The sequence below is a fragment of the Mesorhizobium sp. M0514 genome, from assembly GCF_040321145.1.
Lineage (GTDB): Bacteria > Pseudomonadota > Alphaproteobacteria > Rhizobiales > Rhizobiaceae > Mesorhizobium.
Map to the genome: position 1 here is coordinate 22542 of NZ_JAMYQZ010000061.1, position 17183 is coordinate 39724.

The 17183-nt window shown below is 63.8% G+C and carries 20 protein-coding genes; 15 read left to right on the forward strand and 5 right to left on the reverse strand.

The genetic code is table 11. The annotated features are described in order from the left end of the window. Positions 1 to 226: 226 nt before the first annotated feature. Both NKI61_RS22610 and NKI61_RS22615 read left to right on the forward strand, forming a co-directional pair. Positions 227 to 490, forward strand: coding sequence for a hypothetical protein (locus NKI61_RS22610; RefSeq protein ID WP_023670169.1), 264 nt, complete (start codon positions 227 to 229; stop codon positions 488 to 490). Next, a complete protein-coding gene (locus NKI61_RS22615) occupies positions 487 to 753 on the forward strand; it encodes a DUF1488 family protein (RefSeq protein ID WP_023670170.1) in 267 nt (88 codons plus the stop codon). The genes NKI61_RS22610 and NKI61_RS22615 overlap by 4 nt, the downstream gene beginning before the upstream one ends. Before the next feature lie 43 nt (positions 754 to 796). Here NKI61_RS22615 and NKI61_RS22620 read toward each other — a convergent pair whose 3' ends face one another. Continuing rightward, complete coding sequence (locus NKI61_RS22620; protein WP_023684535.1) at positions 797 to 988, reverse strand: hypothetical protein; 192 nt, start codon at positions 986 to 988, stop codon at positions 797 to 799. A gap of 7 nt (positions 989 to 995) precedes the next feature. Then, positions 996 to 1205, reverse strand: coding sequence for a hypothetical protein (locus tag NKI61_RS22625; protein ID WP_023727640.1), 210 nt, complete (start codon positions 1203 to 1205; stop codon positions 996 to 998). Positions 1206 to 1422: 217 nt separating this feature from the next. On the opposite strand from NKI61_RS22625, the gene NKI61_RS22630 reads away from it, so the two are divergent. After that, entirely contained in the window at positions 1423 to 1830 is a 408-nt protein-coding gene (locus NKI61_RS22630) for a DUF3168 domain-containing protein (protein ID WP_352840882.1), read from the forward strand. A gap of 6 nt (positions 1831 to 1836) precedes the next feature. Here the strand turns inward: NKI61_RS22630 and NKI61_RS22635 are convergent, their stop codons facing one another. Continuing rightward, positions 1837 to 2223 carry an ester cyclase gene (locus NKI61_RS22635; RefSeq protein WP_023684533.1) on the reverse strand — a complete coding sequence of 129 codons (387 nt, stop codon included), beginning with the start codon at positions 2221 to 2223 and terminating at the stop codon, positions 1837 to 1839. Positions 2224 to 2503: 280 nt separating this feature from the next. Here NKI61_RS22635 and NKI61_RS22640 point away from each other — a divergent pair, with 280 nt between their 5' ends. The 8 genes from NKI61_RS22640 to NKI61_RS22675 all read left to right on the forward strand — a co-directional run bounded on the left by NKI61_RS22640 (position 2504) and on the right by NKI61_RS22675 (position 9667). Continuing rightward, entirely contained in the window at positions 2504 to 2764 is a 261-nt protein-coding gene (locus tag NKI61_RS22640; RefSeq protein WP_023670174.1) for a hypothetical protein, read from the forward strand. Positions 2765 to 2845: 81 nt separating this feature from the next. Next, positions 2846 to 3511, forward strand: a complete 666-nt coding sequence (locus tag NKI61_RS22645) for a response regulator transcription factor (RefSeq protein ID WP_023742653.1) — start codon at positions 2846 to 2848, stop codon at positions 3509 to 3511. After that, positions 3495 to 4913: an ATP-binding protein gene (locus tag NKI61_RS22650; RefSeq protein ID WP_023670176.1), complete on the forward strand. Its 1419-nt coding sequence runs from the start codon at positions 3495 to 3497 to the stop codon at positions 4911 to 4913. The genes NKI61_RS22645 and NKI61_RS22650 overlap by 17 nt, the downstream gene beginning before the upstream one ends. A 174-nt stretch (positions 4914 to 5087) precedes the next feature. Further along, complete coding sequence (locus NKI61_RS22655; protein ID WP_023742652.1) at positions 5088 to 5531, forward strand: RT0821/Lpp0805 family surface protein; 444 nt, start codon at positions 5088 to 5090, stop codon at positions 5529 to 5531. Between the two features lie 85 nt (positions 5532 to 5616). Further along, positions 5617 to 6768 (forward strand): c-type cytochrome biogenesis protein CcmI, encoded by a 1152-nt coding sequence (ccmI, locus tag NKI61_RS22660; protein ID WP_023742651.1) that lies wholly within the window; start codon positions 5617 to 5619, stop codon positions 6766 to 6768. Positions 6769 to 6771: 3 nt separating this feature from the next. Beyond that, positions 6772 to 7215: a cytochrome c maturation protein CcmE gene (ccmE, locus tag NKI61_RS22665; protein WP_023670179.1), complete on the forward strand. Its 444-nt coding sequence runs from the start codon at positions 6772 to 6774 to the stop codon at positions 7213 to 7215. After that, entirely contained in the window at positions 7215 to 9206 is a 1992-nt protein-coding gene (locus tag NKI61_RS22670; protein ID WP_352840884.1) for a heme lyase CcmF/NrfE family subunit, read from the forward strand. Before ccmE ends, NKI61_RS22670 begins: the two co-directional genes overlap by 1 nt. Then, on the forward strand, positions 9203 to 9667 hold the full coding sequence (locus tag NKI61_RS22675) for a cytochrome c-type biogenesis protein (protein ID WP_023670181.1): 465 nt from the start codon (positions 9203 to 9205) through the stop codon (positions 9665 to 9667). Before NKI61_RS22670 ends, NKI61_RS22675 begins: the two co-directional genes overlap by 4 nt. Here NKI61_RS22675 and NKI61_RS22680 read toward each other — a convergent pair. Continuing rightward, positions 9664 to 9972: a type II toxin-antitoxin system RelE/ParE family toxin gene (locus tag NKI61_RS22680; protein ID WP_023670182.1), complete on the reverse strand. Its 309-nt coding sequence runs from the start codon at positions 9970 to 9972 to the stop codon at positions 9664 to 9666. The two genes, NKI61_RS22675 and NKI61_RS22680, sit on opposite strands and share 4 nt — an antisense overlap. Beyond that, positions 9969 to 10238 (reverse strand): CopG family ribbon-helix-helix protein, encoded by a 270-nt coding sequence (locus NKI61_RS22685; RefSeq protein ID WP_023670183.1) that lies wholly within the window; start codon positions 10236 to 10238, stop codon positions 9969 to 9971. The genes NKI61_RS22680 and NKI61_RS22685 overlap by 4 nt, the downstream gene beginning before the upstream one ends. Before the next feature lie 191 nt (positions 10239 to 10429). On the opposite strand from NKI61_RS22685, the gene NKI61_RS22690 reads away from it, so the two are divergent. From NKI61_RS22690 to NKI61_RS22705, 4 genes are all read left to right on the forward strand, one after another. Further along, the gene (locus NKI61_RS22690; protein WP_023821071.1) at positions 10430 to 11983 is read left to right on the forward strand and encodes a Do family serine endopeptidase; all 1554 of its coding nucleotides are present in this window, start codon (positions 10430 to 10432) and stop codon (positions 11981 to 11983) included. A gap of 252 nt (positions 11984 to 12235) precedes the next feature. After that, complete coding sequence (locus NKI61_RS22695; RefSeq protein ID WP_023670185.1) at positions 12236 to 12910, forward strand: response regulator transcription factor; 675 nt, start codon at positions 12236 to 12238, stop codon at positions 12908 to 12910. Positions 12911 to 13014: 104 nt separating this feature from the next. Beyond that, positions 13015 to 14490: a sensor histidine kinase gene (locus tag NKI61_RS22700; protein ID WP_352840887.1), complete on the forward strand. Its 1476-nt coding sequence runs from the start codon at positions 13015 to 13017 to the stop codon at positions 14488 to 14490. After that, positions 14490 to 17183: bifunctional [glutamine synthetase] adenylyltransferase/[glutamine synthetase]-adenylyl-L-tyrosine phosphorylase (locus NKI61_RS22705; protein WP_352840890.1), on the forward strand; the 2694-nt coding region annotated here is incomplete at its 3' end. The genes NKI61_RS22700 and NKI61_RS22705, both read left to right, overlap by 1 nt.

The following is a 17183-nucleotide window of genomic DNA, read 5'->3' on the forward strand; positions in this document are numbered from 1 at the left end:
GCATAGGCGACCGCGCCGTTCTTATAGGCGTGTTGGCACTCGATAGATAGGAGTGCCAAAAATTATTCGTGGCCAAAATTAAATATTAAAAAGTATTATGATGTCTGCAGGGTTCGAAACGTCGCGAGGCGCCTAGATATTTCAAAAAATTGAATTTCGAGGCAAAAGTGACTATTTATATCGTAAGTTCGATTTCACAATTTCAGGCACGAAGGAGATTTAGGCGATGGCCGAAGGCAATCAGAGCATCATGGAAAAAGCTGAAGCCCGCTTCATGGACAAGCAGAAGAAGACGGCCGAGCGCAACAAGGCAACCTCCGACTACATGTCCGAAGCGAGGGCCAGGGAGATCAAGACAGCAAGGCTCAGGGAATTGCGCCTGGCCAAGGAAGAGGCCGACCGCGTCGCGGAAGCCTTGAACCCGACACCGAAGAAGAAGCGGGCGACAGTCAAGAAAGCCGCCGCCGCGCCGAAGGGGGGCACGTCATGAGCCTGACATTCCCCAATCCAAGTCGCTTCTATGACGAGGCCGGCAAGCGCATCCGCTTTGTCGGCCACGACGGCATGTTCCAGATTTCCTTCTCTGTCGCAGCCGATGCCCTCTCGAAGGCGCCATCAGGGACGGCGACCGCGGAAGCCACCTATCTGGCGGCTTTCGACACCGCGTCCAGCTCCATCCATGACATTGCCAGCAAGGCCTACGCCCGCACCCGCAAGAGCATATATGTGCTCACAGCCGCGGATTTCGGTTAGCGCGCGTTCGTCTTGCAATCAGAGCGGCTGAGATCAGCGTGCGTCAGGACTTGCGGTCGGCTTTTGCCCGCCGCTTGACGTCCCGGCTGTTCAGGCGGTCGGCCATCGCTTCCGCATCGCGCAAATTCATGGCCACCATCACCTGTTGCTTAAGCTCGACAGGCTGGCCGGTGAAGATGTCGAAGATAGTCCAGCTCTCGGGCTCGTCCATGCGCAACGCGTAGCGGTTTGTCATATCGGCATCAGGCCTTTGACATGAAAAATGCCGCCGCCAGGATCAGGATTGTCCAGGCCACCACCGACAGCTTCAAGGCCAGGCCGCCATGCATTGAAAGTATCTCGCGCATGCGCAGGGCCACGGTCCTCTTCGACAGGGCGGGTGCTGCCGCAATCGCGACCGGGGGCTTGACGCCGAGCTTTCCAAAAGCCGGCAGCAGCGGTGGCGTTCGCATGAAATGACCTCGAATTGCCGGAGAAAACAGGGCTCCTCATAACACCCTTCTTGAAACTCCCCGCATGCCAAATAGAACCCGGTCCGTGAAAGGGCCATGCCGCCCGATTCGCCGCCTTCCATCAGGCGGATCGTCATCTGGCGAAATCCGTGCAACGCGGTTAGGTTGCGCGCGAAACTGAGGTTGTTCAAAGCGTGACAGGCGAATGGAGACGACGATGACGGCGCCCGGCGATTTGCTGCAAGCCTTGTTCATGAGATTGAAGAGCGATGCCTCGCTGACGGCGCTGCTCGGCGGCGCCGGGTTGCGCGAGCAGGCGGCCGACAGTGCCGCCTTCCCTTATGTGACCTATGGCAGGACCAGCGCATTCGATCTGGACACCGGCGCCGACAATGATGACGACCAGCTCATCACGCTGCATGTCTGGTCGAAGGGGCAAGGCGAGGCCGAGACGCGTCTGATCATGGACAGCATCCGGGCGCGCCTTGACGGCGCCGCTTTCGCCACCGGCTCGCGCGACCAGACCCGCCTGTCCTTGGAGTTCGCCGAGGCCCGCTACGACGAGGACCTGGCGCTCTACCACGGGGTGCTGCGGATACGCGCCCTCACCGAGCAAAGTGATTGAAGCAACCTAGATTTGCGCCTGGATCTCGGCCTTGTCGATGACTGACCACACCTCGCGGATGCGACCCTCTCCGAATTCGTAGAAAACATTCTCAGCGAACGACACGCGCTTGCCGTTCACCGGCAGGCCGAACAGCACGCCCTTGGGATGACAGTCGAAATGCAGGCGCGCCGCCACGCGCGGCGGCTGGCAGACCAGCAGTTCGATGTTGAAGCGGAGGTCGGGAATCGCCTCGAAATCGCCTTCGAGCATACGGCGATAACCCGACAGGCCGAGCATTTCGCCATTGTGCTGCACCTCGTCGCCGACAAAGTCTCCAAGTTTCGCCCAGTCCTGGGCATTCAGGCAAGCGATATAGCCCCGGTAAAGGTCGGCAAGGTCTTTATCCGTCATGGCGCACTCCGATGATTTGGCGTTTCCCGCGCTATTTAGGGCGGCCCTTCAGAATGGTCTCGCCTTGACCTGTTCCCAATCTGGCTGCGAATTGAGAACCTGCGCGCAAACACCATAGCCGCGCAGCCGGTTTTCCGGTTATGAATCCATTGCCCGGTCTGAGGGACTGGGCGGTAGGATCGCATTCATTCGTTGCGCGCGCAGGGGGTATTGCGGGGATGGATTTTCACCCGTTCACCGTTCATTTCACGTTCAGCACAGTTGCGTTACAACGCCGACCATGAAAACGCTTCGCTCTCATGTCAGAACCGCGATACTGGCGCTCACAGCGGCCGGCCTGTTGGCGTCGCAAGCGACGCCGGCAGCCGCGGCGGATTGCTACGCGATCGGCCAGCAGGTTGCCGAGCAGAATGGCGGCACGCTGGCCAAGGCTTCGCAGACGACGCGTGGCGGCCAGGAGGTCTGCGTCATCGTCGTGCTTGTGCCGGGCAAGGACGGCCAGCGTCCGCGCCGCTCCGAGATCGTCGTCCCGGCGAACTGATCCAATCTTCCCCCTTGCAGGGTCGTTTCCCAGACCACCGGAATCGGCCTATAGCTGACCCATCAACAGGCCTGACCGATCATGCGCGTACTCGTCGTCGAAGATGACAAGGATCTCAACCGGCAACTGGCCGACGCGCTGGTCGATGCCGGCTATGTCGTCGACCGCTCCTATGACGGCGAGGAGGGGCATTTCCTCGGCGACACAGAGCCCTACGATGCCGTCGTGCTCGACATAGGCCTGCCGCAGATGGACGGCATCAGCGTCGTCGAGCGCTGGCGCCGCAACGGCCGCAAGATGCCGGTGCTGATCCTGACAGCGCGCGACCGCTGGAGCGACAAGGTGTCGGGCATCGATGCCGGCGCCGACGACTATGTCACCAAGCCGTTCCACATCGAGGAGGTGCTGGCCAGGGTGAGGGCGCTGATCCGCCGCGCCGCCGGCCATGCCTCGTCCGAGCTCACTTGCGGGCCGCTGCGCCTCGACACCAAGGCCTCCAAGGCCGATGTCGCCGGCGTGCCGCTGAAGCTGACCTCGCATGAGTTCCGCCTGCTGGCGTATCTGATGCACCATATGGGCGAGGTGGTGTCGCGCACCGAGCTGGTCGAGCATCTCTACGACCAGGATTTCGACCGCGATTCCAACACCATCGAGGTCTTTGTCGGCCGGCTGCGCAAGAAGATGGGCATCGAAATGATCGAAACCGTGCGCGGCATGGGCTATCGCATGCGTGAGCCGGAGGCGTAAGGCGGAACCGCTCCCCATACCAGCAAGGAAGCCTTTTTCGGCGCGGCTCTGGCCGCGCTCGCTGGCCTTCCGCGTCATCGGCTTTTCCACGATCTGGGCGATCCTCACCCTCATCGTTATCTTCACCCTGATTACCACGCTCTACCGCCAGGCCAGCGAACGCGGCTTCGACAGCCTGCTGTCGGCGCATCTGTTCAATTTGATCGGCTCGGTCGGCGTTTCCGAAACCGGCCAGCTCACCGGCGCTCCCGACCTTGGCGACCTGCGCTTCTCGGAGCCGAATTCGGGCTGGTACTGGTCGGTGGAGCCGGCTTCCGAAGGCGTGCACGGCAACCTTCATTCGTCCTCGATGACCACGACGATCCCGTCGCCGACCGTTGCCGAGGTGCCTTTCAATTCCAGTTTCCAGCGCAGCTATTCCACCGACGGCATCGGTGACGAGGAACTGCAAGTGTTCGAAAGCGAATTCGTCCTCGATGCCAAGAACCGCGCCGCGCGCTTCCGCGTGATGGGCAACAAGACCGAGCTCGAGCACGAGATCGCCACCTTCCAGGGCCGCCTGTTGACCTATCTCAGCCTGTTCGGCGTCGGCATGATCGCCATCAATGCGATCGCCATCCTGCTCGGCCTGCAGCCCTTGCGCCGGGTTCGCAACGCGCTTGCCCAGGTGCGCGAAGGCACGGCGCAACGGCTCGACGGCCGGTTTCCCGCCGAGATCGAGCCGCTCGCCAACGAGACCAATGCGCTGATCGAAAACAACAAGCGCATCGTCGAGCGCTCGCGCACGCAGGTCGGCAACCTCGCCCATTCGCTGAAGACGCCGCTCGCAGTTTTGATCAACGAGGGCCGGGCGCTCGGCGGCGCCAAGGGCCAGCTCATCGCCGACCAGGCCGCCTCGATGCAGAAGCAGGTCGACCATTATCTGCAGCGGGCTCGGGTCGCCGCGCAGCGCGACAGCGTCGTCTACCGCACGCCGGTGACCCCGCTGGTGCAGCGCATGGTGCGCGTGCTGCAAAAACTCAAGCCTGATGTCAGCCTGTCGCTTACGCTGCCGGCGGCCGACATCGTCTTTGCTGGCGAGCGCGAGGATTTGGAGGAACTGCTCGGCAACCTTCTCGACAATGCGATGAAATGGGCGAAGAGCACTGTTGCCGTATCCGTCACGCCGGCCGCAGCCGGCCTGTTCGAGCTATCGATCGAGGATGACGGTCCCGGCATCCCCGAGGACAAGGCCCGCGATGTCTTGAAACGCGGCCGGCGCCTCGACGAGACAAAGCCGGGAACCGGGCTCGGACTTGCCATCGTTGCCGACCTCGTCAACGAGTATGGCGGGGCGCTGGCGTTGGAACGCTCCACGATGGGCGGGCTGAAGGCGGTTGTGCGCTTGCGGAGCTTGCAATGATGTACTGCCCAGGGCCAATCGACACGGCCGAATGCCTGTGTTATGGCGGCCCCTCGATTGCACAAAGGCCGTTAAAAACGGCCAAATTTCCGACAAATGTCAATAGTATGACGTCCTGACGCCCCCGATGACGCGGCCCCCAGCGCATCCCGTTCAAGAAAACCGGTTGTTGGCATGAAGATTCGCGTTGCGCTCGTTTCCGCACTGCTCGCTCTTTCCGGCTGCGGAACGCTGGGCAAGGGCAGTGGCCCGGATATCTCCATCACCACCCCCCCCGCGTCGCCTCCTTCAGGGGCCAAAGTCGCGACGACGATCATCTCGGCCATGGCCGGCGGGCTCGTCGGCGGATCGATCGGCAGCGGCCTGAACAGCACCGAGAAGCGCAAGGCGCTCGAGGCGGAATACAAGGCGCTCGAATATACGGCGAGCGGCCAGAAGGTGACGTGGAAGAGCGACAGTTCGGCTCATTCCGGCGAAGTCGTCGCGGCCCAGCCCTACCGCGTCGGCTCGCAGGATTGCCGCCAGTACACCCATACGGTGTTTACCGGCACGGCCGGCCAGACCGCGCGGGGCACCGCATGCCGCAACGCCGACGGCAGCTGGACGCCGCTGACCTGAACATTGGGCCGGGGTCGGAATCCCGTCAAAGCGTCGCAGCACCCTCATGTTGTGAGAGCAGGGCTCTCGCTCTATTGGAAGAACCATGCTGTTCTGGGTCATAGCCGCAATCCTCACGCTAGGCGCAAGCCTGACGGTGCTGCTGCCGCTGACCAGTGGCGGCAAGGACGCTCCGACCAGCAGCGACCACGACCTCGAAGTCTATCGCGACCAACTGGCCGAGCTTGAGCGTGACGCCGCGCGCGGGCTGATCCAGCCGGCGGAAGCCGAGGAGGCGCGCGCCGAAATCGCCCGCCGCATCCTTCGCCTGGGAGATGTTGGTCAAGCCAATGTCGGTCAAGCCGATGCGCCTGGCACGCGGCAGCCGTCAAAGGCGGCAAGGCTGGTGGCAACGGCTGCGGTACTGGCGGTCCCTCTGCTCAGCTGGGGCCTTTACAGCCAGCTCGGCTCGCCGGATCTGCCGTCGCAGCCGCTTGCCGAACGGCTGGCCAAGAATCCGGCCGATAGTTCGGTCGACGAGTTGGTGACGCGCGCCGAGGCCCATCTTGCCGCCAACCCTGGCGACGGACGCGGCTGGGACGTGCTCGCCCCGATCTATCTGCGCCTGCAGCGCTTTCCCGATGCCGTGACCGCCTATCGCAATGCCATCCGCCTCGATGGCGACACGGCCGCCCGCGAGGCCGGCCTCGGCGAAGCGATTGCCAATGCGGCCGGCGGCATCGTTTCGGCCGATGCGCAATCCGCTTTCGAACAGGCGCTAAAACTCGACCCGGGAAACGCGAAAGCCTCGTTCTATTTGGCGATGGCGCTGGCCCAGGAAGGCCGCATACCCGAGGCAACCACGGCTTGGCAGAAAATGCTCGATTTCCTGCCGCAGGATTCGCCATGGCGCGGAGCTGTCCAACAGGCACTGGCCGAGGCCGCCAACCGCAGCGTCGCGTCAGGAGAGCCCGCCAAAGGCCCCGATGCCGCAGCCGTCGATGCCTCGTCGATGGCGCCGCAGGACAGGCAGGCCATGATCGAAACCATGGTCGCCGGCCTCGACGAAAAACTGCGGCAAAATCCGCGCGACGCGGAAGGATGGATGCGGCTCATTCGTTCCTATGTTGTGCTGGGCAAGGCTGACCAGGCGCGCGACGCGCTGCATCGCGGTATCGCCGTGTTTGGCGCCGACAGTGAGGAAGCGAAGAAATTCACCGCCTTTGCCGCCTCGCTCGGCCTGACGGCGACGGAGTAGGACATGACGCGCAAGCAGAAGCGATTGTCGGTGATTGTCGGAGGTCTTGCCTTCCTCGGCGCCGCCACCGGGCTGACCTTCTATGCGTTGGGCCAGAAGGCCTCCTATTTCTATATGCCCGCCGATCTGACCACCGCCAGCTTGCAGCCGGGACAGCGCATCAGGCTCGGCGGCCTCGTCGAAAAGGGCACGGTCGTGCGCGGGCAGGGCGCGACGGTTGCGTTCTCGGTCACCGACACGCACAAATCGGTCAAGGTCAGCTATACCGGCATCCTGCCCGATCTGTTCCGCGAGGAGCAGGGCGTCATCACCGAAGGCAGCTTTGGCGCCGACGGCGTTTTCGTCGCCGACAGCGTGCTGGCCAAGCATGACGAGCGCTACATGCCCAAGGAAGTCGCTGACGGGCTGAAGGCCAAGGGCGTGTGGCAAGAGAGCAAGAGCCAGTAATGGTTGAGACCGGACACTTCGCGCTCGTCCTCGCCTTTGTGCTGTCGCTGGTGCAGACGCTGGTGCCGCTGATCGGCGCCCGTACCGGCAACCAGAGGCTGATGGCTGTCGGCGGTCCCGTCACGGTCACAGGCTTCGCGCTCACGGCGCTATCGTTCGCAGCACTCGCCGGCGCCTATGCAAGTTCCGATTTCTCGGTGGCGAGCGTGTGGGAAAACTCGCATTCGCTGCAGCCGCTGATCTACAAGATCACCGGAACCTGGGGCAATCACGAAGGCTCGATGCTGCTCTGGGTGCTGATCCTGACCTTCTTCGGTGCGCTGGTCGCTGTCTTCGGCTCCAACCTTCCGGCGACGCTGCGCGCCAATGTGCTGGCCGTGCAGGGGGCGATCGGCGCCACCTTCTTCCTGTTCATCCTGGCGACATCCAATCCGTTCACCCGGCTCAATCCGGCGCCGATCGAGGGCCGCGATCTCAACCCGGTCCTGCAGGATCTTGGCCTCGCCATCCATCCGCCGCTGCTCTATCTCGGCTATGTCGGGTTCTCTATCTGCTTTTCCTTCTCGGTCGCCGCCCTCATCGAAGGCCGCATCGATGCCTCCTGGGCGCGCTGGGTGCGGCCGTGGACGCTGGTCGCCTGGATGTTCCTCACCGGCGGCATCGCGATGGGCTCCTACTGGGCCTACTACGAGCTCGGCTGGGGCGGCTTCTGGTTCTGGGATCCGGTCGAAAACGCCTCCTTTATGCCGTGGCTGGCCGGCACGGCTCTTCTGCATTCGGCGATCGTCATGGAGAAGCGTTCGGCGCTCAAGATCTGGACGCTGCTGCTTGCCATCCTCACCTTCTCGCTGTCGCTGCTCGGCACCTTCCTGGTGCGCTCCGGCGTGCTGACCTCGGTGCATGCTTTCGCCACCGATCCGACCCGCGGCATCTTCATCCTGTGCATTTTGACGCTGTTCATCGGCGGCTCGCTGGCCCTGTTTGCGCTGCGCGCCTCGCGGCTGACGGCCGGCGGCCTGTTCCACCCGATCTCGCGCGAAGGCGCACTCGTCCTCAACAATCTGTTCCTGACCACGGCCACGGCCACCGTGCTGGTCGGCACGCTCTATCCGCTGGCGGTCGAAGCGCTTTCGGCCGGCAAGATCTCAGTCGGCGCCCCCTTCTTCAACCTGACATTCGGCCCGCTGATGGTGCCGCTGCTGGCCGTGGTTCCTTTCGGACCATTGCTCGCCTGGAAGCGCGGTGACCTCTATGCCGTCGCCCAGCGCTTGATGGCGGCTTTCGGCGCCGCTCTCCTGGCGATGCTGGTCACCGGGCTGTTCATCGACGGCGCGTCGGTGTTCGCCGCCCTTGGTGTCGGCCTCGCCTGCTGGCTGGTCTGCGGCGCGCTCACCGACCTCGCCGTCAAGTCCGGCTTTGGCAATGTGTCGCACGCCATCATGCTGCGCCGTTTCGCCGGCCTGCCGCGTTCGGTGTTCGGCACTGCACTTGCCCATCTCGGCCTCGGGCTGACGACGCTCGGCATTGTCGGCACGCTGTGCTTCGGCACCGAAAGGATACTGTCGATGCATGCCGGCGAGAGCGTCGAACTCTCCGGCCACACGCTGCGTTTCGACGGCCTCTTCCCGGCGCAGGGTCCGAACTACAGCGAGCAGCGCGGCCGCTTTTCCCTGATCGGCGCCGATGGCGGCGTTTCAGCCGAAATCACCTCGGCCAAGCGCTTCTTTCCGGTGCGGCAGACGACGACGACCGAATCCGGCATCGAGACGATCGGCTTCAACCAGCTCTATCTGTCGCTGGGCGATGAAGGCACCGATGGATCCGTCGTGGTGCGCCTGTGGTGGAAGCCGCTGGTGACGCTGATCTGGGGCGGAGCTCTGGTGATGATGGCGGGAGCCGCAATGTCGCTGCTCGACCGTCGCCTGCGGGTTGGCGCACCCTCGCGCCGCCGCAAGCAGGCAGCCTCCATGCCGTCGGCAGGCGCGCCGTGAGCACCAGGTTCTCGTTGGCCTCGCTCACCCTGCTTCTGGCGCTGCTGTTTGCCGGCGCCGCGCAAGCGGTGAAACCGGACGAGGTTCTCACCGATCCGGCGCTCGAGGCGAGGGCGCGGCTCCTGTCGGAAGGCCTGCGCTGCATGGTCTGCCAGAACCAGTCCATCGACGAATCCGATGCAGACCTCGCCCGCGACCTGCGCATCCTGGTGCGCCAGCGCCTGGTTGCCGGCGATACCGACCAGCAGGTGATGGACTATATCGTGTCGCGCTACGGCGAGTTCGTGCTGTTGAAGCCGCGCTTCAGCCCGCGCAACGCCTTGCTTTGGGGCACGCCGGTGCTTCTGCTTCTAGTCGGCGGCATTTTCATTGTGCTGACCACACGCTCCCGCCGCTCGTTGGCAACCAAGGCGCTGAGCGCCGAGGAACAGGCGGCGCTGGACAAGATGCTGAGCGACTAGCTCGGCCATTCCTCCAAAGGCCAGTCCCGCGACGTGTGGATGGCGCGCAGGATAACAATGCTCTGACGGCCGGCGATCAGGCGCAATTCATAGGCAATGATGTAGGGCAGGCGGCCGATGGGCTTCTCATAAGTGCCTGTTACCCGGCCAGGTCGGCCCGTCGCCATATCACCAAGGCCCCGGCCCATTTCACGGATACGGTCCGCGAGGCGTCGGGCGGCGGCAGGATTGTCCTGAGCGATAAAGGCAACTTGCTGCGTGAGATCGTCCAGCGCTTCTCGCGACCAGGTGACGAACCGCTTCACGCCTTGCCTGCGCGCCTGGCTTTCGCTGCTTCGATCACCGCGTCGACCTCCGCCATGGCGTCGTCGTGGGGCACGACGCGGCCAGCCTCTGCGTCGGCCATGCCACGTTTTATGCCTTCGATGATATCCAACTCGCGATCGACATAGGCTGAGACCGCCTCGGCGGCGAGGAACGATTTACTACGCCTGGTATCGGTAGCGATCTGCTCCAGCTTCAGCTTGGTCTCGGACGAGACTCGAATGGTCATGGTGGTGCTTGCTGTCATTGTGAAAGCCTTGTGCTGAGTTGTGTACACCATAGGGCAGCAGGCGAGCGCAACCAAGCGATTTGTGCGTCCGCCCAACATTACAAAACTTTCATGCTTCGGAAATGGCGCGGTAATGTGCGCCTCTCTATTTCTCTTGTCCGAGGATGCTCTGCCTGAGCCGCATCCAGTGAAAAGAGGATATGAGACCCATGACTATCGCCCCCAACCCATATTCCCGCACCCGCAAGCGCCTGTTGGCCGCCGCCGCTTCGCTGGCCATTGCCGGCGGCATCGGTTTCGGCGCCGTTGCCACTGGTACAGCTCCCGTTCTGGCCGATGCCGTGCGGGTCGAAGCGCCCCAGGTGCCGGGCTTTGCCGATGTCGTCGAGCGCGTTTCGCCGGCCGTGGTCAGCGTCAAGGTCAAGGCCAAGATCGAGCCTGCCGCCGATGACGGCTCCGACCAGTCCGACGATCCGGACGGCATGAACAACCTCCCCGACAATCCGCAGCTGCGCCAGTTCTTCAAGCAATTCCGGGGCTTTGGCGATCAGAACGGCCAGGGCGGCGGCAATCGTCGCTTCAGCCACCGCGACCATAACAACGACCAGCCGCGTCCGGTGGCGCAGGGTTCGGGCTTCTTCATCTCCGATGACGGTTATCTCGTCACCAACAACCATGTCGTCGAGGAAGGCTCCGCCTTCACAGTGGTGATGAATGACGGCAAGGAGCTTGACGCCAAGCTGATCGGCACCGATCCGCGCACCGATCTGGCGGTGCTCAAGGTCGATGGCGTCGGCAAGTTCACCTATGTCGATTTCGCCGACGATTCCAAGGTTCGCGTCGGCGACTGGGTGGTGGCCGTCGGCAATCCGTTCGGCCTCGGCGGCACCGTCACCGCAGGCATCGTCTCGGCCCGTGGCCGTGATATCGGCGCCGGTCCCTACGACGACTTCATCCAGATCGACGCCTCGGTCAACCGCGGCAATTCGGGCGGCCCGACCTTCAACCTCAACGGCCAGGTCGTCGGCATCAACACCGCGATCTTCTCGCCGTCGGGCGGAAGCGTCGGCATCGCCTTCGACATTCCGGCCTCGACCGCCAAGCAGGTGGTGCAGGATCTGATGAAGAGCGGCTCGGTGCAGCGTGGCTGGCTCGGCGTCGAAATCCAGCCGGTTACATCGGACATCGCCGAATCACTGGGCCTGAAGTCGCAGAACGGGGCTCTGGTTTCGGGCGCCCAGGACGGTGGCCCCGGCAAGAAGGCCGGCATCACCGCCGGTGACGTGATCACCCAGGTCGAAGGCAAGGACGTCGCATCGCCGAAGGAACTGGCTCGTCTGATCGGCGCGTACCCACCCGGCAAGTCGGTCGACGTCACGGTGTGGCGCGACGGCAAGAGCCAGACCATCAAGGTCGATCTCGGCACGCTGCCATCCACTGACAAGCAGGCCTCGGCCGACCCGCAGCAGCCCGCGGCACCGGCAAAGCCCGCCGCGCTGGCCGATCTCGGCCTCACCGTCACCAAGTCGGAAAACGGCAAGGGCCTGGTGGTGACCGATGTCGATCCCGACAGCGATGCCGCCGACCGCGGCATCCAGCCCGGCGATGTCATCACCTCGGTCAATTCGACGGAGGTGAACGGCACCGACGACGTCGCCAAGGCGATGGCCGATGCGGTCAAGTCCGGCCGCAAGGCGGTGCTGATGCAGATCACCCGCGACGATTCAAACCGCTTCGTCGCGCTGCCAGTCGCCAAAGGCTGACATCAGACAGTTTCCAGTGCGGCGGTTTCAACACCCCCGAGCCGCCGCACGGGAAAGCCAGGGGCCGAATGCGTTAGTCAGTCATCGTGTTCTGCCCCCGGCGGCAGCGGGCCCCCATCGCCCGCTGCCGCTCTAACGCAAAGCATGTCGCCCAAAGTGCACGGCGGTTTGGCAAAACGACATGCTTGAACGAAAGCTTTTGCGCTTATGGCGGCCCCTCAATCTTCCGGCGAAATCGCGTATAACGGCTCTATGAAGATTCTCGTCATAGAAGACGATCGCGAGGCGGCCGACTATATGCAGAAGGCCTTTGCCGAGGCTGGGCACACCGCCCATGTAGCCGGCGACGGCGAAACCGGCTTTGCGCTGGCCGATGCCGGCGACTATGACGTGATGGTCGTCGACCGCATGATGCCACGCCGCGACGGGCTCTCCGTCATTGCCGGCCTGCGCTCGCGCGGCAACACCACGCCGGTGCTGATCCTGTCGGCGCTGGGCGAAGTCGATGACCGCGTCACCGGTCTGCGCGCCGGCGGGGACGACTATCTGACCAAGCCCTATGCCTTTTCCGAATTGCTCGCCCGCGTCGAGGTGCTGAACCGCCGCGCCAGCGCCAGGGAGGCCGAAACCGTCTACCGGGTCGGCGATCTCGAGCTTGACCGGCTGTCCCATTCGGTCAAGCGCGCGGCGCGCGAGATCACGCTGCAGCCGCGCGAATTCCGCCTGCTCGAATATCTGATGCGCCATGCCGGCCAGGTGGTGACGCGCACCATGCTGCTCGAAAATGTCTGGGACTATCATTTCGATCCGCAGACCAACGTCATCGACGTTCACGTCTCGCGCCTGCGTGGCAAGATCGAGAAGGGTTTCGACAAGCCGATCCTGCATACGGTTCGCGGCGCCGGCTATATGCTGAAGAGCGGCTAGAGCATGATCCCAAAAAGTAGGTACCGGTTTTTGGAGAAGATCATGCTCCAAAGGGGTAGGTCATGGTGAGATTTCAGCCAAATCTCATCATGAGCTAGAACTCGATGGCCCTTTCCCTGCCGGCCATCATGAGGACGACGGCGGCGCGGCTTTCAGCGCTTTATTTCCTGCTTTTCGCGCTATGTGCCGTGTTGCTGGTCTTCTACATGACGTCGTTGTCGGCCCGCATGCTGACCGGCCAGACCCAGCAGACCATCAATGACGAGGTGCTCGGCCTCGCCCGTGCCTATCAGAGCGGCGGCCTGCCGCGGCTGGTGCGCGTCGTCGAGCAGCGCTCGCGCCAGCCCGGCGCCAACCTCTATCTCATTGCCGATGTCAACGGCCAGATCCTCACCGGCAACGTGCAGAGCCTGGCACCGGGGGTGCTCGAGACCGATGGCTGGACGACCGAACCCTTCTCCTATCGCCGTTTCGGCGAAGGTGAACTCGAACGGCAGCGCAACCAGGCTGCCGACCCGAACGGCGCGCAGCCCGGCGAGACCGAAATTCAGTCCGAGGGCGAGAAGGGCCACAACGCCATCGCGCTGGTGCTGCGGCTGCCCAACCAGATGATCATGCTTGTCGGCCGCGATCTCGGCGAGCCCGAGCGCTTCCGCGCCGTCGTCCGCCGCGCGCTGATGCTGGCGCTGGGCATGATGGGCCTGGGCGGGCTGCTGATCTGGTTCCTTGTCGGCCGCGCCGCGCTGAAGCGCATCGACAGCGTCTCGGAGGCAAGCCGCCGCATCATGGGCGGCGATCTCACGGGACGGCTGCCGGTGACCGGCGCCGGCGATGAGTTCGACCGCCTGTCGGAAAACCTCAACACCATGCTGGCCAGGATAGCGACGCTCAACGAAGGGCTGAAGCAGGTCTCCGACAACATCGCCCATGATTTGAAGACGCCGCTGACCAGACTGCGCAACCGCGCCGAGGCCACACTTTCGGGCAAGCACAAGACCACCGACTACCGGCAGGCGCTGGAAGGCACCATCGCCGAATCCGACCAGCTGATAAAAACCTTCAACGCCATCCTGATGATCTCCAGGCTGGAGGCCGGCTATTCCTCGGAGAGCACCAGCAAGGTCGATCTCGCCGCCGCCGTGCATGACGTTGTCGAGCTTTATGAGCCGGTGGCGGAGGAGGCTGGCGTGGTGCTCGAAACTGCCGCGGACGGGGATTTTTCCGTCAATGGCAACCGCGAGCTGATCGGCCAGGCACTGTCGAACATCGTCGACAACGCCATCAAATACTCGACCGATGCGACGGAAAAGCCTGCCGTGCGCGTAGCCCTGCAGCGCGTCGGTCACGAAATCCGCCTTTCCGTTTCCGACAATGGCCATGGCATCCCCGACGATGCGGACCGCGCCCGGGCGACCGAGCGCTTCGTGCGGCTGGAAAAGAGCCGCTCGCAGCCGGGATCAGGCCTTGGTCTCAGCCTCGCCAAGGCGATCATGACTTTTCACAATGGCCGGCTTGAACTTCTGCCTGCCAATCCCGGATTGTCGGTTATCATGAGCTTCCCGGCGCGGGAGGACCATTGATGGCGGTGAGGATGGCTGCGAAACGGATCGAGACCGAATGGCGCCTGCAACTGGCGGCGCAGCTCGCGCCGCTGGATGAGGCCCGCGCCCGGCGTGAACTGTCGGAGATCGCTGGCGATGCCAAGGACGAGAACCTGCCGCGGCTGGCGAAATTCCTAGAAGGCAAGGGCGCCGCACAGGAGTTTCTCGCTGCGGTCTTCGATCTCTCGCCCTTCCTCCGCGATGTTGCGCGCCGCCGGCCGCAAATCCTCGACGCGCTGTTCGATGGCAGTGTCGAGGCTCGGCTGCTCGCCATCGCCGAAGCGATCGGCAAGGCCGTCTTTTCCGAGACCGTTTCCGAATCCAGCCTGATGATGGAACTCAGGCAGTGGAAGGGTGAAGCTCACTTCCTGATCGCACTTGCAGACCTCTCCGGCGAGGCCGATGCAGCGCTGACGGTAAGGCGCCTCAGCAATCTCGCCGATGCCTGCACCTGCGCGGCGGTCGACTTCCTGCTGCGCGAGGCGCACAGCCAAGGCAAGCTCAAATTGCCCGATCCCGAAAGTCCGTCACGGCAATCCGGCTGGATCGTGCTCGGCATGGGCAAGCTTGGCGCGCATGAACTGAATTTCTCCTCCGACATCGACCTGGTCGTCTTCTTCGATCCGGATGCGCCGGCAATCGTCGATCCGCTCGACGCCACAGAGCTGTTTGCGCGCCTGACCCGCAGGCTGGTCCGCATCCTGCAGGACCGCACCGGGCACGGCTATGTCTTCCGCACCGATTTGAGGCTTCGTCCCGATCCAGGCTCGACGCCGCTGGCCATCCCGGTCGAGGCAGCACTTCGCTACTATGAGGCGCGCGGCCAGAACTGGGAGCGCGCCGCCATGATCAAGGCGCGTCCCGTGGCCGGCGATCTCGATGCCGGGGACGCGTTCCTGCGGGAATTGCAGCCCTATGTCTGGCGCAAATACATGGACTATGCGGCGATCGCCGACGTTCATTCGATCAAGCGCCAGATCCATGCCCACAAGGGTCATGGCGAGATCGCGGTCAAAGGACACAACGTCAAGCTCGGCCGCGGCGGCATTCGCGAAATCGAGTTCTTCGTCCAGACCCAGCAACTGATCGCCGGCGGCCGTTTTCCGGAGCTGCGCGGCCGCGAGACGGTGCCGATGCTGGGTGCGCTGGCGGCGCGCAACTGGATCACCGCCGATGCACGCGACGCGCTCACGCAGCAATATTGGTTTCTGCGCGGCGTGGAACACGCCATCCAGATGGTCGCCGACGAGCAGACGCATATTCTGCCCGACGATGATGAAGGGCTGGAACGCATCGCCCATATGCTGGGGTTTGCCGATGCCGCCAGATTTGCCGAAACCTTTCGCGCGGCTTTGCATGAGGTCGAGCGCCATTACGCCGCGCTGTTCGAGACTGCGCCTGAATTGTCGGCCGGCGTCGGCAATCTGGTCTTCACCGGCGATGTCGACGATCCCGACACGCTGCAGACCTTGCATGGCCTTGGCTTCCAGCGGCCAAGCGACATCTGCCGCGTCATTCGGGGCTGGCATTTCGGCCGCTATCGCGCCACCCAGTCGGCGGAAGCGCGCGAGCGGCTGACCGAACTGACGCCGGCGCTGCTCAAAGCCTTCGGCCAGACGCGCCGGGCCGACGAGGCGCTGGTTCGCTTCGATGAATTCCTCGCCGGCCTGCCCGCCGGCATCCAGCTGTTTTCGCTGCTGCAGTCGAATCCCGCTCTGCTGAAGCTTATGGCGACGATCATGGGCGCCGCGCCTCGGCTGGCGGCAATCATCACAAGGCGCCCGCATGTCTTCGACGGTCTGCTCGACCCGGCGCTGCTCACCGAACTGCCCAACCGCGCCTATCTCTCAGCGCGGTTGGCCGCTTTCATCGATGGCGACAGGCCCTACGAGGATGTGCTTGACCGGCTGCGCATCTTTGCCTCCGAGCAGAAATTCCTGATCGGTGTCAGGCTGCTCGCCGGCTCGATCGACCCGGCGCGCGCCGGCCGCGCCTTTTCCGATCTCGCCGACCTCACCATCGACGCCGCATTGCAGGCGGTGACCACCGAATTCGCGCTGCGTCATGGCCGCATCGCCGGCGGCACCGTGTCGCTGCTCGGCATGGGTAAGCTCGGCAGCCGCGAATTGACGGCTGGTTCGGACGTCGACCTCATTCTGCTCTACGACCACGACGCGGATGCCGACGAGTCCGACGGCGACAAGCCGCTCGCACCATCGCACTACTATACCAGGATGACGCAGCGGCTGATCGCGGCTGTCTCGGCGCCGACCGCCGAAGGCGTTCTCTACGAGCTCGACCTGCGCTTGCGGCCATCCGGCAACAAGGGGCCGGTGGCCACCCACATCGATGCCTTCACGAAATACCAGCGCCAGGAGGCCTGGACCTGGGAGCACATGGCGCTGGCCCGGGCGCGCGCCATCGGCGGCGACGCGGCCCTTTGCGCCGAGGTCGAGGCCGAGGTGGCGGCACTTCTGGCCTTGCCGCGCGACGCCGCCAAGGTGAGGGCAGAGGCATCCGAGATGCGCGCGCTGATCGAGAAGGAAAAATCGCCGCGCGATCTCTGGGACATCAAGCTCATCTCCGGCGGCCTCATCGACCTCGAATTCATCGCGCAGGTGGCGGTTATAACCGGGCAGGTCGAAGCCGGCCGCAGGGTGACCGCGACCGGC

Bases quoted from the DNA above. Each gene is read 5' to 3' on its own strand.
- NKI61_RS22610 (WP_023670169.1), top strand. From the start codon at position 227: ATGGCCGAAGGCAATCAGAGCATCATGGAAAAAGCTGAAGCCCGCTTC.
- NKI61_RS22615 (WP_023670170.1), top strand. From the start codon at position 487: ATGAGCCTGACATTCCCCAATCCAAGTCGCTTCTATGACGAGGCCGGC.
- NKI61_RS22620 (WP_023684535.1), bottom strand. From the start codon at position 988: ATGACAAACCGCTACGCGTTGCGCATGGACGAGCCCGAGAGCTGGACT.
- NKI61_RS22625 (WP_023727640.1), bottom strand. From the start codon at position 1,205: ATGCGAACGCCACCGCTGCTGCCGGCTTTTGGAAAGCTCGGCGTCAAG.
- NKI61_RS22630 (WP_352840882.1), top strand. From the start codon at position 1,423: ATGACGGCGCCCGGCGATTTGCTGCAAGCCTTGTTCATGAGATTGAAG.
- NKI61_RS22635 (WP_023684533.1), bottom strand. From the start codon at position 2,223: ATGACGGATAAAGACCTTGCCGACCTTTACCGGGGCTATATCGCTTGC.
- NKI61_RS22640 (WP_023670174.1), top strand. From the start codon at position 2,504: ATGAAAACGCTTCGCTCTCATGTCAGAACCGCGATACTGGCGCTCACA.
- NKI61_RS22645 (WP_023742653.1), top strand. From the start codon at position 2,846: ATGCGCGTACTCGTCGTCGAAGATGACAAGGATCTCAACCGGCAACTG.
- NKI61_RS22655 (WP_023742652.1), top strand. From the start codon at position 5,088: ATGAAGATTCGCGTTGCGCTCGTTTCCGCACTGCTCGCTCTTTCCGGC.
- ccmI (WP_023742651.1), top strand. From the start codon at position 5,617: ATGCTGTTCTGGGTCATAGCCGCAATCCTCACGCTAGGCGCAAGCCTG.
- ccmE (WP_023670179.1), top strand. From the start codon at position 6,772: ATGACGCGCAAGCAGAAGCGATTGTCGGTGATTGTCGGAGGTCTTGCC.
- NKI61_RS22670 (WP_352840884.1), top strand. From the start codon at position 7,215: ATGGTTGAGACCGGACACTTCGCGCTCGTCCTCGCCTTTGTGCTGTCG.
- NKI61_RS22685 (WP_023670183.1), bottom strand. From the start codon at position 10,238: ATGACAGCAAGCACCACCATGACCATTCGAGTCTCGTCCGAGACCAAG.
- NKI61_RS22690 (WP_023821071.1), top strand. From the start codon at position 10,430: ATGACTATCGCCCCCAACCCATATTCCCGCACCCGCAAGCGCCTGTTG.
- NKI61_RS22695 (WP_023670185.1), top strand. From the start codon at position 12,236: ATGAAGATTCTCGTCATAGAAGACGATCGCGAGGCGGCCGACTATATG.
- NKI61_RS22700 (WP_352840887.1), top strand. From the start codon at position 13,015: ATGGCCCTTTCCCTGCCGGCCATCATGAGGACGACGGCGGCGCGGCTT.